Here is a 12,851-nt window from a genome sequence, read left to right as displayed (position 1 = left end):
GGCTTGCCCCTGCGATGGCTAACGTGGCGGTACACGTGAAGGGAGGTGGTCCGAAGTTGTATAGCAATGGGACTCGTGAGGTGGCTGTCCGCTAGCCGCTGTCCTTGACAGCTTCGTGGCTGCGCTCGCGCAGCTTTGCAAGTCGTCGAGACCGTGTGGCAGCGGTGCGGCGAATTCCAGATAGCCACCCGGCCCCCGGGGATCCGGCCTAGTCCGACCGGACCTTGCACGTCGGCGAACGTTGTTCGCGGGCGTGCATGGAAGTCCCCGGGGGCCGTTTCATGCCCACCCACGGGAGGCGTTCATGCGTGAGCTCACCGTTCTGGGCACGGCCAGTCAGGTGCCGACCCGGGCACGCAATCACAACGGCTACCTGCTGCGCTGGGACGACGAGGTGATCCTCTTCGACCCGGGTGAAGGCACCCAACGGCAGATGCTGCTGGCCGGCCACGCGGTGAGCCCGCTCACCCGGATCTGCGTCACGCACTTCCACGGCGATCACAGCCTCGGCCTGGCCGGGGTGATCCAGCGGCTGGCCCTGGACCGGACGCCGCACCCGGTGGCCGCGCACTTCCCGGAGGGCGGCCGGGCCTACTTCGACCGGCTCCGGTACGCCACCAGCTTCAGGGACAACGCCGACGTACGCCCCGAGCCGGTGGGCGCCGGCTTCGCCGTACCGACGCGGGCCGGCCTGCTCACCGCCCTGCCACTGCGGCATTCGATCGAGACGTACGGGTACCGCCTCACCGAACCGGACGGTCACCGCATGCTTCCCGGGCGGCTGGCCGCGTACGGCATCGGCGGACCCGCCGTGGGTGAGTTGCAGCGGTCCGGCCGGTGGGGCGGGGTGACCATCGAGCAGGTCAGCGCCCCCCGGCCGGGGCAGAAGTTCGCCTTCGTGATGGACACCGGGCTGTGCGACACCGTGTACGCGCTGGCCGACGGGGTGGACATGCTGGTGATCGAGTCGACGTTCCTGGCTACCGAGGCGGCCCTGGCGGAACAGGTCGGCCATCTCACCGCGGGACAGGCCGGTGCGGTGGCGCACGAGTGCGGCGTACGTACCCTGGTGCTGACCCATTTCTCGCAGCGCTACCCGGACGCGTCCCGGTTCGCCGCGGAGGCCGCCGAGACGTTCGCCGGCACCATCGTGCTGGCCGAGGATCTGATGCGGGTGGCGGTGCCGGCCCGCCGGGAAGGTGTCACGTCATGACCGTGGTCCGCGCCGCCCAAAGCCGGGACTGCGAGGCGATCGGGGCGTTGCACTACTGGTCGCGGGCGACGGCGTACGCCGGTTTCCTGCCGCCGGAGGCGCTCATGTTCGGTTCGCCGCAGGCGTTGGGTACGTGGTGGGAGGCGCGGTTCGACGCCGAGCGCGACACCCACCGGCTCGCCGTGGCCTGCCAGGGCGCGGACGTGGTCGGCTTCACCTACGTAGGACCGGCCGGTGCCGAGTCCGACCCGGAACGCGACGCCGAGCTGTACGCGATCCACGTCGCACCGGAACACGTCGGCTCCGGCATCGGCCGCCTGCTGATGGACGATGCGCTGGGCGCGTTGCGCATCATCGCGTCGTCGGCGGTGCTGTGGGTGCTGGCCGCCAACGCGGCGGCGCGGCGCTTCTACGAGCGGTGCGGCTGGGCCGCGGACGGCACCCGGCGCGACGGGCAGATCGGGAACGTGCTCACCCCGCAGGTGCGGTACCGGCGGGCGCTGATCTGACCCCGGATGCGCCCTCCGGCGCTGCCTGGCCGACGGGAACGCGTGACCGCATCAAGCGGGGGAACCGTGGTCACGCGTTCCCGTCGGCCTCGCCCGCCCGAACCCGGGGAGTGCGCCTGGCCGGAGGCGCTTACCGGCGGAGGCGTGCCGGTCGTTCGGATTCGTGGGCGGGCCGAGTGCGGGATGCCGATGTGCTGGCGGGGCACAGCGGCGTCACCGCGGTCAGACGACGTCCGAGCCGAAGGTTCGGGCCTGCCGGGGGACGGTCAGCTCCCGGACGCCGTCGAAGTCATCGGTCGAAAGACCCCCGGTTGGCGCTGGCGTGCCGACGACCGCCCGGGGCGATCGGCCGGTGGCCGCGATCGTTGTCGGCTTCGCGGAGTCCGGGCGTCGACCGGATGCTGTTCAGGTCGTGCCGCAACGTCCACGCTTCCCGCCACGGGCGGCGAGCAGCGGCCGCGGCCCGTTCGGCGAGCCTGCGCGGCGCGCACGGCCAACGCCACCCGCACCAGACACATTTCTGGTCGTCCGGTCCCGGTCCACAGTGGCGGCCGAGCATCTGCTGCGCGTCCCGCCACAGCAGGCGATCGACGACATCCGCCGGTGGGGCGTCACCGTTCGTACGGTCGAGCCCGGTCCGGTCAACGGCGACCATCCCTGTCTGCCCTCCTCTGTCCGGTGCGGCGATTTCCGTCTCATCACATACAACCCGATCCACCACGATCCGGATCGGACTTTCTGTGCGACCCATCCCCACGTTCCGTAGCACTGCGACGGGACGACCACGCCGCCGGTGTTCGCCCTGGGCGGACGGCCCGGTGACATCGCCACCGAACCGCCCGGCGTTGCGATAGGCATGGATACCGAGCACACCGACGACGCGGGTGTCTCATCGGAGGCACTCGACGCCTACGCCTGATGTTGGGGCCGGCCATCGGCACCGACCTGCCGATCACCGTGCTGCGTCGGAACGCCTTCGTCGATGTGGTGACGGTTCCGGCCGAACTCTCCTGAGCCCGAGCCGGAACCCGTCGAGCGACGCGGCTCAGGCGAGATGCGTCAGCAGGTCCTGCCGGGTGAGCACGCCCGCCGGCTTGCCGTCGACCAGCACCATCGCGGCGTCCGCGTGCTCCAGCAGCGCCACCGCCTCGGAGACCGGCTGACCGCCGCCGACCATGGGCAGTGCCTCGGCCATGTGCCGCTCGATGGTGTCGTGCAGGTGGGCGCGTCCGGTGAAGAGGGCGTCCAGCAGCGCCTTCTCTGCGATCGAGCCGGCCACCTCGCCGGTGACCACGGGTGGTTCGGCCTTGAGAACGGGAAGCTGGCTGATGCCGTACTCGCGCATGTAGTCGATGGCGTCCCGGACCGTCTCGGTCGGATGGACGTGCACCAGGGGCGGCATGCGGCCGTCCTTCGCGCCCAGCGCGTGGGCGACCGTGGGCTCGCCGTCGACCGAGGAGAGGAAGCCGTACCGGGCCATCCAGCCGTCGTTGAAGATCTTGGACAGATAGCCCCGGCCGCCGTCCGGGAGCAGCACCACCACCACGTCGTCCGGCCCGGCGCGCCGGGCCACGTCGAGGGCGGCCACCACCGCCATCCCGCACGAGCCGCCGACCAGCAGACCCTCCTCGCGGGCCAGGCGGCGGGTCATCTGGAACGAGTCGCTGTCGGACACCTCCACGACCTCGTCGCAGATGGTCCGGTCATAGGTCTGCGGCCAGAAGTCCTCGCCGACACCCTCCACCAGGTAGGGCCGTCCGCTGCCGCCGGAGTAGACCGATCCTTCCGGGTCGGCGCCGATGATCCGTACCGATCCCTGCTCCTTGAGATAGCGCCCGGCGCCGCTGATCGTGCCTCCGGTGCCGACACCCGCGACGAAGTGGGTGATCCGCCCGTCGGTCTGCTTCCAGATCTCCGGGCCGGTCTCCTCGTAGTGCGAGCGCGGGTTGGCCGGGTTGCTGTACTGGTCCGGCTTCCACGCGCCGGGAATCTCCCGGGTGAGCCGGTCGGAGACGCTGTAGTAGGAGCGCGGATCCTCCGGCGCGACGGCGGTCGGACACACCACCACCTCGGCGCCGTACGCACGAAGCACGTTCTGTTTGTCCTCGCTCACCTTGTCGGGGCAGACGAAGACGCACCGATAGTCGCGCAGTTGCGCGACAAGGGCCAGGCCCACGCCGGTGTTGCCGCTGGTCGGCTCGACGATGGTGCCGCCGGGCTTGAGCAGTCCCGCCTCCTCGGCGTCCTGCACCATTCGCAGCGCGATGCGGTCCTTGACGGATCCGCCGGGATTGAAGTATTCGACCTTGGCCAGCACGGTGGCGGATATGCCACGGGTGACCTGGTTGAGCCGGACGAGGGGGGTGTCCCCGATGAGGTCGACGACGTTGTCGTAGTAGCGCACGCCTTAGCCTACGACGACGCGCCCGCGTTCCTTTTCCCACGCCAGGAAGCGTTCGGTCTCGCCGAGCACGGCACCGGCCAGCCAGGTCACCATGAGTGCGTCGTCGGCCAACCCGAAGATCAGGAAGAACGCCTCGGGAATGGCGTCCACCGGGGACACCACATACGCCGTCGCCCCGGCCATCAGCGCGAGCCGCATGCCGCCGTCGTAGTCGCCCTTGGCCGTCGCCTTGATCATCCGGGGCAGCGCGCCGAGCCGTTTGCCGATCGACGGTCCGCCGCGCGCGCCGGACATCAGCGCCTTGGCAAGCGCGGAGAACGCCGCCGTCCGTTTCAGCGTCCTGGCCATCGCGCTTCTCCCCTCTCCGAGTGTCCGCCACCGTCCGGGCGTGCGGATGTCGTATTCCAGCATGACGTGCCCTCGCCATGACCGCTCGGCACGCGGAGAAGAAACCACCGGTGTCCCGGCTGTCCGCACGATGAATCGCTGCCGCAATCGCTGTCCGGCGGATGAACAGTCGTCGTCGGATGCGGAGAAATGTCGCCATGAAGAGTTAGCCTCGAAATCTCACGGTTTTCCGATCTTCCCGACCGGGACGGCCCCCGATCGGACGACAGCGAGGGAGACATGCGACACCTGAGCAGGACGATGACGGGCGACATCCGGATGGCATCCGGGCACGGTGGAGCCCTCGGGCTCACCCACGACGATTGGCGGCGGCTCAGGATGGCCGGGCGCGTCGCGGGCGCGGTGACCGGGACGGCCGCGGGAGTGGGCGGGCTTTCCGTCGCGCTGCTGATGCGTCAGGCGGCCGATGCGCGACGGATCATCCCGATGGCCGAGGCGCCCCCGCCACGCGGCGACGGCGTCTACGGCGCCAAGTTCGGTGGCAAGCCGCTCAGCATGGTCATCCTCGGCGACTCGTCCGCGGCCGGGTACGGCGTGCACCGGCCCCGGGAGACTCCCGGGGCACTGCTCGCCACCGGCGTCTCCCGGCGCCTGCGCCGACCGGTGCGCCTGCACCGCCTGGCGGTGGTCGGCTCGATGTCCTCTGGCCTGCCCTATCAAGTCGACGCCGCCTTGGAGTACGCGCCCGACGTGGCCGTCATCCTGGTCGGCGCCAACGACGTCACCCACGTCTCGGCGCGGGCAGCGGCGGTGCGCCACCTCGGCGACGCGGTGCGGAGCCTGCGCGCGGCCGGGTGCACGGTGGTGGTCGGCACCTGTCCGGACATCGGCGCGATCAAGCCGATCAAGCCGCCGCTGCGCTGGCTGGCCCGCTCCTGGAGCCGCCAGTTGGCGGCGGCGCAGACCGTGGCGGTGATCGAAGCGGGCGGCCGGACCGTCTCCATCGGCAACCTGCTGGGTCCGTTGTTCGAGGCCGACCCGGTCCGGATGTTCAGCTCGGACCGCTTCCACCCCTCCGCCGAGGGATACGCCCGCGCCGCCGCGGTGATGATGCCGACGCTGATGGCGGCACTCGGCACCGACGAGCGCGCGCCGGCTCCGGGCCCCGAGGGCCTGCGCAGCCTGCCGCGGGCGGCGCACGAGGCGGTGCGCACCGCCGGCACCGAGGTGACCGGCGCGAAGGTGGGCGGACGCGACCGGGGTCCGGGCGGGCGCTGGGCCAGGCTGCGGCGGCATCCGTGGTTCGGTGAGCAGCGGTTCGGCTTCGGGCACCGTCCCGCCGCGCCGGACTCTCCGCGGCGCGCTGTGCCCACCGGCCGGTCGGCAGCCAGCGCCGTAGGGTGGACTCCGGAGGATCATTGACGGAGCTGCGCGACGACGGATGAGCAGACCGGACCGACGGAGTCCGGGCGCGGACAGGCAGGGAGGCGAGATGACGGGGTTGACGGGGCGGATCGGCCGGGTGACGGCGGCCGGTGTGATGGCCAGCGCCATGGGCGGCATCGCCGTACTGGTCGGCGAGGCGATCGCGGCCAAGGCCCGGCGGTACGCCAAGCCGACCATGGGCTTGGCGTTGCGCACGTCCATGGGTCCCACCGACGCGCCGCGGCTGCGCCTTGTCCTGCTCGGCGACTCAGCCGCGGTCGGCGTCGGCGTGGAATGGCTGTCCGAGACCGTCGGCGGCCAGCTCGCCCGGCTGCTCTCCGAGGGCACCCAGGCCAGCGGCGCCCGCCACGTGCTGCTGTCCAGCGTCGGCGTCGCCGGTTCCCGCTGCACCGATCTGGCCACCCAGGTGGCGCGCGCCCTGCTGGGTGACAAACCGGACGTCGCGGTGGTGCTGATCGGCGCGCACGACGCTGCCAGCCTGCGTCCTCCGGAGGAGGCGGCCGAGCACCTCGGCGCCGCGGTGCGTCGCCTGCGCGGTGCGGGGGTGGAGGTGGTGGTCGGGACCTGCCCGGATTTGGGTGCGCTGCGCGCCGTGGCCCCGCCGCTGCGCCAGATCGCCGGGTTGCTCGGTCGGCGGATGGCCAGGGCGCAGGCGCACGCCGTCGAGGCGGCCGGCGGCGTGGTGGTCGACCTCGGGGCGGAGACCGGCGCGGTGTTCCGGGCGGATGCCGGCACGCTGTGCTACGACGGCTTCCATCCGTCGGCGGACGGTTACCGCGTGTGGGCGCACGCACTGTTCCCCGCGGTCGAGGAAGCCGCGCTGACCGGCGTCTGACTTTGGTCGGGACGGCACGTGCGAGCGTGTGACAACAAGTTACTCGCGAGTTAACGTATTTCCATGCCGGAAGCTGTCATCGTCGCCACCGCCCGCTCCCCGATCGGCCGGGCCGTCAAAGGTTCCCTGCGGGAGGTCCGCCCGGACGACCTCGCCGCCACCATCGTGGACGCCGCGCTGCAGAAGGTCCCGCAGCTCGACCGCACCCTCATCGAAGATCTCTACCTGGGCTGCGGGCTGCCTGGCGGCGAGCAGGGCTTCAACATGGCCCGCGTGGTCGCCACGCTGCTCGGCCTGGACGGTCTGCCGGGCGCCACGGTGACCCGATACTGCTCCAGTTCGCTCCAGACGACCCGGATGGCGTTCCACGCGATCAAGGCAGGCGAGGGTGACATCTTCGTCAGCGCGGGCGTCGAGACGGTCTCCCGGTTCGCCCGTGGCAGCTCGGACGGGCTGCCACCGGAGGCGCAGGCCATGGTCGGCGGTAGCTGGCACAACCCGGTGTTCGCGGAGGCGACGGCCCGCACCCAGCGGGCCGCGCAGGGCGGCACGACGTGGCACGACCCGCGCGCGGACGACCAGGTCCCGGACGTCTACATCGCGATGGGCCAGACCGCGGAGAATCTCGCCCAGGACCGCGGGATCAGCCGCGAGGACATGGACGAGTTCGGCGTACGCAGTCAGAACCTCGCCGAGAAAGCCATCGCCGACGGCTTCTGGCAGCGGGAGATCACTCCCGTGACACTGCCCGACGGCACCGTGGTGTCGGCCGACGACGGCCCCCGGCCCGGCGTCACCCTGGAGGGCGTCGCCGGGCTGAAGCCGGTGTTCCGCCCGGACGGCCGGGTCACCGCGGGCAACTGCTGCCCGCTCAACGACGGTGCCGCCGCCGTGGTGATCATGTCCGACACGAAGGCCCGCGAGCTCGGCATCACACCGCTGGCCCGCATCGTGTCCACCGGTGTCACCGCGCTCTCCCCCGAGATCATGGGGCTCGGCCCGGTGGAGGCGTCCCGGCAGGCGCTGGGGCGGGCCGGCATGACCATGGCCGACGTCGACCTGGTCGAGATCAACGAGGCGTTCGCGGCGCAGGTCATCCCGTCCTACCGCGACTTGGACATCCCGATCGACAAGCTGAACGTGAATGGCGGCGCGATCGCGGTCGGCCATCCCTTCGGCATGACCGGCGCCCGCATCACCGGCACCCTGCTCAATTCGCTGGACTGGCACGACAAGACGATCGGGCTGGAGACCATGTGCGTGGGCGGCGGCCAGGGCATGGCCATGGTGCTGGAACGCCTCAGCTAATCGCCGCCACGCGGCGGCTCACGACAACGCCTGGCGCGCGGCGGCGATCTCGTCGGTGGCGCGCGCCAGCGTGTCCTCCGGTGCGCCGGCCGCGACCAGGTCGTCGGCCATCACCCGGATCTGATCCGGCAGCAGGAGGTCACCCAGTCGGGGCACCGGCCGCCGCTCCCGGCGCTCGGCCTCGGCGCCGAGGTCCGCGAGGCGCTGCACCAGCGCATGCACCACGTCCGACCGCCGGGGCGGCGAACCGGCCGGGGCGCCCCCGGTGGCGCCTGATGGCCGCGCCGCGGCCGACCAACGTCCCTGCTCCCAGTGCCCGACCTGGTTGATCAGGCGGTCCACCGCCGTGGCGAATGCGTCCGCGCTCACGCGCCGACCCTATGCGCGCTCGCGAAGACGACGGCGCCCGGCCCGCACGATGGCGGACCGGGCGCCGGTGCGCGCGATGGCGGCGTCAATGAACCTTTTCAACCTGGCATCGAGCCCGTCGGTTGCGCGCCGTCGACCAGCGGCGGCATTTGCCGGCCTCGCCACGGTGAAACGGTTCAATCGTCGCCTTGCAGATAGCTCAACAGGCGCAGCACCTCAAGGTAGAGCCAGATGAGGCTGACCAGGATGCCGAACGCCGCCGTCCAGGAGTAGCGCTGCGGCAGTCCCATCCGCACGCCCTGCTCCACCTCGTTGAAGCTGAGGATGAAGCTGAGCGAGGCGACCACGATGCAGACGAGGCTGAAGATGATGCCGAGGGCACCGTTGTCCCGCAGGCCGGTGTTGACGCCGAACAGCGCCAGCACGAAGTTGATCAGCATGGCGGCGAACAGGCCGGCCATGATGGCGATCATGCCGCGGACGAACTTCGGCGTGGCCCGGATGACGCGCGCTCGATAGAGCATCGCCATCAGGAAGAACACCCCGAAGGTGGCGACCACCGCCTCCAGCACGATGCTCTGCAGCCCGGCGATCTCCTGGTAGAACTTGCTGACCAGGCCGACGAACGCGCCCTCCACGACGGCGTACGCCACCACCAGGGCGGGGTTCGCCATCCGCGAGAAGGAAATGATCAGACCGAGCACGAGACCGACCACGGCCGCGCCGATCCATGCCGCCGACAGCAGCGCGTCCGGAATCAGGTTCCAGGCGGCCACCGCCGAGACACCGGTGACGCCCAGCAGCGTCACCGTCTTGACCACCACGTCGTCGATGGTCATCGGCTGCACCGCGGGCGGCGCCGCCGGGTAGTCACCGGCGGTGGACGGGTACGGCTGACCGTAACCCGGCTGACCGGCAGCCGGTCCGTACGGCCCGGCCGAGGCGTACCCCGCCGACCGCTCCCGCTCGGCCGCCTGGCCGAGGCGCGAGAGCACCGGGTTCGTTGTCTTCACTGTGTCCAGCCTCCTTGAGGTTGAGGCACGAGTTTGTGCGCTCTTCCAGGGTAGGCGCTCCATGCCGCCCCAGGTGAGCATGGGAGCTGTGAGCAGGCTGAGAGCCAGTCACGGCGTCGCGTCGCCGCCCGCATCGCGCTTGGGGCGGCCGGGTCGCCGCATCTTCCCGGCGTCGTCGGGCAGCCGCCCCGCGGCGCGCAGCGCCTCCCGCAGGAGATATTCGATCTGGGCGTTGGTGCTGCGCAACTCCGCGCCGGCCCACCGGGTCAGCGCGTCGTGCACGGCGGGGTCCAGACGCAGGAGGATGCTCTTGCGGTCAGCCATGGGCGAATCAGTGGTAGAGCGTACCGGTGTTGACGACGGGCTGGGTGTCCCGGTCGGCGCAGAGCACGACCAGCAGGTTGGACACCATGGCCGCCTTGCGCTCCTCGTCGAGATCCACGATCTCCTGGTCGGAGAGGCGGGTCAGGGCCATGTCGACCATGCCGACCGCGCCCTCGACGATCCGCTGCCGCGCCGCCACCACGGCGTTCGCCTGCTGGCGGCGGAGCATCGCCTGGGCGATCTCCGGCGCGTACGCGAGGTGGGACAGCCGGGCCTCGATGATCGCGACGCCCGCCGGCGCGACCCGGGCGCCGATCTCCTCGGCGAGCTTCGCCGTGATCTCGTCGGCGCTGTCGCGCAACGATGTCTGCCCGTCGCGGTGTGCGTCGTACGGGTAAGAGTTCGCGATGTGCCGCACGGCGGTCTCAGCCTGGATCGCCACGAATTGCTCGAAGTCGTCGACCTCGAAGACCGCCTTGGCCGTGTCGCACACCTGCCAGACGACGACCGCGGCGATCTCGATGGGGCTGCCGTCGGCGTCGTTGACCTTGGTGACCTCGGTCTGGTGGTTGCGGATCCGGGTGGAGATGCGGTGCCGTGTGGTGAACGGGTTGACCCAGCGCAGCCCGCTGGTGCGAACGCTGCCCGTGTACCGCCCGAGTAGCTGAACGACCCGCGCCTGGCCGGGAGCAACCACGGTCAGGCCGCGCAGCACGACGGCGTCGACGAGGAGGAGCACGACCCCGGCGGCCACGGTGGCGCCGGTTGCGAAGCAGATCAGAACAATGCCGGCCACGCCGACCACGATCGCTCCGAAGAGGATCGGCAGGCCGGCGGCCCCGTCGGTGCGGCGCTCACCATGAGTGCTCATGCTTGTCACTTCCTTCTTGCCGGTGTTTCTATCATAGTGATATCACATTTATGGCAGACATCCGGCTCGCAGGGGGCGCCGTGGCACGGCAATTGGAAATCGATCGGCTCAGCAAGCGGTTCGGGGAGATCACCGCCCTGGAGGACATCACCTTCCAGGTGAGCGCCGGTGAGATCTTCGGTCTCGTCGGCAGCAACGGCGCCGGCAAGACCACCGCCATGCGCATCGTGCTGGGCGTCATCGCCGCCGACGCGGGCGAGGTGCGATGGGAGGGCACGCCCGTCCGTCTCGACACCCGCCGGCGAATCGGCTACATGCCGGAGGAACGCGGTCTCTACCCGCGGATGCGGGTTGCCGAACAGCTCGAATATCTGGCCTGCCTGCACGGCATGACGGCTTCCGCGGCGCATGCCTCGGTAGATGCATGGACCGAGCGGCTCGGCGTCGCCGACCGCCGGGACGACGACGTGATCAAGCTGTCGCTCGGCAACCAGCAGCGGGTGCAGCTTGCCGCCGCACTGGTCCACGACCCCGAGATCCTCGTCCTCGACGAGCCGTTCTCGGGCCTCGACCCGGTCGCGGTCGACGTGATGAGCGCGGTGCTGCGGGACAAGGCCGGCACGGGCGTGCCGGTCGTGTTCTCCAGCCATCAACTCGACCTGGTCGAGCGCCTCTGCGATCGGGTGGGCATCGTCCGCCACGGCCGCATGATCACCGCCGGCACCGTGGACGACCTGCGGGCCGGCGGCCGGGAAGAACTGATCGTCCACGCGCCGCAGGCCGCGCCCGGCTGGGCCGACCGGTTGCCCGGCGTCACCGTCCACGACCACTCCGACGGGCGCACCCGCCTGACGCTCGGCGAGGACGCGGACGACCAGCTCATCCTGCGAGCCGCGCTCGCCACCGGACCGGTGCACGAGTTCGCTCGCCGTCGGCCCTCGCTGACCGAGCTGTTCCGCCACATCGTCGGCCCGAGAGAGGAAATCTCATGAGCGCCGAGACCTCGAACGACCGGGCCATCATGTTGATCGCCAGACGCGAAATCAGCACCCGGCTCCGCTCCAAGGCGTTCCGCGTGGCGACCCTGATCAGCATCCTCATCCTGGTGGGCATCGCCCTGGTCTCGAAGATCTCCAGCGGCGGACCGTCCTATCAGGATGTCGGCGTCACCCCCGCCGCGGCGTCGACGACGGACCGGCTCACCGCCGTCGCCCGGGCTCTTCACATCGACCTGCGCGTCCATGACGTCGGCGAGGCCGCCGGACGGGCCCGGGTGCGGGACGGTGAGCTGGACGGCCTGCTGGTCGGTGACGACCCCGCCGCGATCGACGTGGTCGTGCAGACCGGCCTCGACGACGACCTGCGCTCGGTGCTGCAACTGGTGGCCCAACGCGCCGCCCTCGACCGACAGGTCAGCGCACTGGGCGGCGACCCGGCCACGGTTTCGGCCGCGGTCGCCGGGGCGAGAGTCCGGGTCACGCCGCTGGAACGGCCCACGGAGACCGACGGCCAGCAACTGGCCCTCGGCATCATCACCAGCGTCCTGATCTATATGTCCCTGCTGATCAACGGGCAGGCCGTGGCCCAGGGCGTCGTGGAGGAGAAGACCAGCCGGGTGGTCGAGATCCTGCTCGCCACCGTGCGGCCACGCCAGTTGCTCATCGGCAAGGTCCTCGGCCTCGGCACGGTCGGCCTCATCCAGATGGCCGCCATCGCGCTCTGCGGCATCGTCGCCGGCACCGCCACCGGGGCGCTGCACATGCACGCCTCCGCAACGGCCGGCACCGTCGTCTGGTTGATCATCTGGTTCCTGCTCGGCTACACCGCCTACTCGCTTGCCTTCGCCGGTGTCGCCTCGCTCGTGTCGCGCCAGGAAGACGTGGCAGCCGTCGTGACCCCGGTGCTGATGCTGCTCATCGTCGGCTACGTCATCGGCGTGTCGATCCTGCCGTCCACCCCGGATTCCGGATTCGTGGCGGCACTCTCCCTGATACCGATCTTCGCGCCCACGCTGATGCCCGTGCGGCTCGCGCTGGGGGTCGTCCCGGCGTGGCAGGCAGTCGTCTCGCTCGGCGGCATCGTCGTGGCCATCCCGCTGCTGCTCTGGCTTTCCGCGCGGATCTACCAGAACGCGGTGCTGCACAGCGGCGCCCGCGTGCGGCTGCGCGACGCCTGGCGAACGGGCTGAACGCGCCACTCCGCCGGCGGGTC

At 70.9% G+C, this 12,851-nt stretch carries 14 protein-coding genes; 7 read left to right on the top strand and 7 right to left on the bottom strand.

Annotated elements, in window-relative coordinates; translation table 11 throughout:
• The first annotated feature begins 304 nt into the window (after window positions 1–304).
• On the top strand, window positions 305–1,213 hold the full coding sequence (locus tag IEY73_RS23285; protein WP_189081425.1) for a ribonuclease Z: 909 nt from the start codon (window positions 305–307) through the stop codon (window positions 1,211–1,213).
• The gene (locus IEY73_RS23280) at window positions 1,210–1,722 is read left to right on the top strand and encodes a GNAT family N-acetyltransferase (protein ID WP_189081424.1); all 513 of its coding nucleotides are present in this window, start codon (window positions 1,210–1,212) and stop codon (window positions 1,720–1,722) included. The genes IEY73_RS23285 and IEY73_RS23280 overlap by 4 nt, the downstream gene beginning before the upstream one ends.
• Window positions 1,723–2,011: 289 nt before the next feature.
• Here IEY73_RS23280 and IEY73_RS23275 read toward each other — a convergent pair whose 3' ends face one another.
• From IEY73_RS23275 to IEY73_RS23260, 3 genes are all read right to left on the bottom strand, one after another.
• Window positions 2,012–2,377 (bottom strand): hypothetical protein, encoded by a 366-nt coding sequence (locus IEY73_RS23275; RefSeq protein WP_229716071.1) that lies wholly within the window; start codon window positions 2,375–2,377, stop codon window positions 2,012–2,014.
• 390 nt (window positions 2,378–2,767) lie between these two features.
• Window positions 2,768–4,126 (bottom strand): cystathionine beta-synthase, encoded by a 1,359-nt coding sequence (locus IEY73_RS23265; protein ID WP_189081423.1) that lies wholly within the window; start codon window positions 4,124–4,126, stop codon window positions 2,768–2,770.
• Window positions 4,127–4,129: 3 nt separating this feature from the next.
• Window positions 4,130–4,474, bottom strand: coding sequence for a YkvA family protein (locus IEY73_RS23260; RefSeq protein ID WP_189081422.1), 345 nt, complete (start codon window positions 4,472–4,474; stop codon window positions 4,130–4,132).
• Between the two features lie 318 nt (window positions 4,475–4,792).
• Here IEY73_RS23260 and IEY73_RS23255 point away from each other — a divergent pair, with 318 nt between their 5' ends.
• From IEY73_RS23255 to IEY73_RS23245, 3 genes are all read left to right on the top strand, one after another.
• On the top strand, window positions 4,793–5,896 hold the full coding sequence (locus IEY73_RS23255) for an SGNH/GDSL hydrolase family protein (protein ID WP_189081446.1): 1,104 nt from the start codon (window positions 4,793–4,795) through the stop codon (window positions 5,894–5,896).
• 70 nt (window positions 5,897–5,966) lie between these two features.
• A complete protein-coding gene (locus tag IEY73_RS23250; protein WP_189081421.1) occupies window positions 5,967–6,755 on the top strand; it encodes an SGNH/GDSL hydrolase family protein in 789 nt (262 codons plus the stop codon).
• A gap of 63 nt (window positions 6,756–6,818) precedes the next feature.
• Window positions 6,819–8,063 carry an acetyl-CoA C-acetyltransferase gene (locus tag IEY73_RS23245; protein ID WP_189081420.1) on the top strand — a complete coding sequence of 415 codons (1,245 nt, stop codon included), beginning with the start codon at window positions 6,819–6,821 and terminating at the stop codon, window positions 8,061–8,063.
• 18 nt (window positions 8,064–8,081) lie between these two features.
• On the opposite strand, the gene IEY73_RS23240 is transcribed toward IEY73_RS23245, so the two are convergent.
• The 4 genes from IEY73_RS23240 to IEY73_RS23225 all read right to left on the bottom strand — a co-directional run bounded on the left by IEY73_RS23240 (window position 8,082) and on the right by IEY73_RS23225 (window position 10,640).
• Window positions 8,082–8,432 carry a hypothetical protein gene (locus IEY73_RS23240; protein ID WP_189081419.1) on the bottom strand — a complete coding sequence of 117 codons (351 nt, stop codon included), beginning with the start codon at window positions 8,430–8,432 and terminating at the stop codon, window positions 8,082–8,084.
• 176 nt (window positions 8,433–8,608) lie between these two features.
• Window positions 8,609–9,445, bottom strand: a complete 837-nt coding sequence (locus tag IEY73_RS23235) for a Bax inhibitor-1/YccA family protein (protein WP_189081418.1) — start codon at window positions 9,443–9,445, stop codon at window positions 8,609–8,611.
• 108 nt (window positions 9,446–9,553) lie between these two features.
• Entirely contained in the window at window positions 9,554–9,769 is a 216-nt protein-coding gene (locus IEY73_RS23230) for a type II toxin-antitoxin system antitoxin (protein WP_189081417.1), read from the bottom strand.
• A 7-nt stretch (window positions 9,770–9,776) separates the two neighbouring features.
• Window positions 9,777–10,640 (bottom strand): SPFH domain-containing protein, encoded by an 864-nt coding sequence (locus tag IEY73_RS23225; protein WP_189081416.1) that lies wholly within the window; start codon window positions 10,638–10,640, stop codon window positions 9,777–9,779.
• A gap of 80 nt (window positions 10,641–10,720) precedes the next feature.
• On the opposite strand from IEY73_RS23225, the gene IEY73_RS23220 reads away from it, so the two are divergent.
• On the top strand, window positions 10,721–11,632 hold the full coding sequence (locus IEY73_RS23220) for an ABC transporter ATP-binding protein (RefSeq protein WP_229716069.1): 912 nt from the start codon (window positions 10,721–10,723) through the stop codon (window positions 11,630–11,632).
• The gene (locus tag IEY73_RS23215) at window positions 11,629–12,828 is read left to right on the top strand and encodes an ABC transporter permease (RefSeq protein ID WP_189081414.1); all 1,200 of its coding nucleotides are present in this window, start codon (window positions 11,629–11,631) and stop codon (window positions 12,826–12,828) included. Before IEY73_RS23220 ends, IEY73_RS23215 begins: the two co-directional genes overlap by 4 nt.
• Window positions 12,829–12,851: the final 23 nt, after the last annotated feature.

The sequence above is a fragment of the Mangrovihabitans endophyticus genome (genome assembly GCF_014646155.1).
GTDB classification, from domain to species: domain Bacteria; phylum Actinomycetota; class Actinomycetes; order Mycobacteriales; family Micromonosporaceae; genus Actinoplanes; species Actinoplanes endophyticus.
This window is presented reverse-complemented; position numbering and strand designations above follow the sequence as displayed.

Bases quoted from the DNA above. Each gene is read 5' to 3' on its own strand.
- IEY73_RS23285 (WP_189081425.1), top strand. From the start codon at position 305: ATGCGTGAGCTCACCGTTCTGGGCACGGCCAGTCAGGTGCCGACCCGG.
- IEY73_RS23280 (WP_189081424.1), top strand. From the start codon at position 1,210: ATGACCGTGGTCCGCGCCGCCCAAAGCCGGGACTGCGAGGCGATCGGG.
- IEY73_RS23275 (WP_229716071.1), bottom strand. From the start codon at position 2,377: ATGGTCGCCGTTGACCGGACCGGGCTCGACCGTACGAACGGTGACGCC.
- IEY73_RS23260 (WP_189081422.1), bottom strand. From the start codon at position 4,474: ATGGCCAGGACGCTGAAACGGACGGCGGCGTTCTCCGCGCTTGCCAAG.
- IEY73_RS23255 (WP_189081446.1), top strand. From the start codon at position 4,793: ATGGCATCCGGGCACGGTGGAGCCCTCGGGCTCACCCACGACGATTGG.
- IEY73_RS23250 (WP_189081421.1), top strand. From the start codon at position 5,967: ATGACGGGGTTGACGGGGCGGATCGGCCGGGTGACGGCGGCCGGTGTG.
- IEY73_RS23245 (WP_189081420.1), top strand. From the start codon at position 6,819: ATGCCGGAAGCTGTCATCGTCGCCACCGCCCGCTCCCCGATCGGCCGG.
- IEY73_RS23230 (WP_189081417.1), bottom strand. From the start codon at position 9,769: ATGGCTGACCGCAAGAGCATCCTCCTGCGTCTGGACCCCGCCGTGCAC.
- IEY73_RS23225 (WP_189081416.1), bottom strand. From the start codon at position 10,640: ATGAGCACTCATGGTGAGCGCCGCACCGACGGGGCCGCCGGCCTGCCG.
- IEY73_RS23215 (WP_189081414.1), top strand. From the start codon at position 11,629: ATGAGCGCCGAGACCTCGAACGACCGGGCCATCATGTTGATCGCCAGA.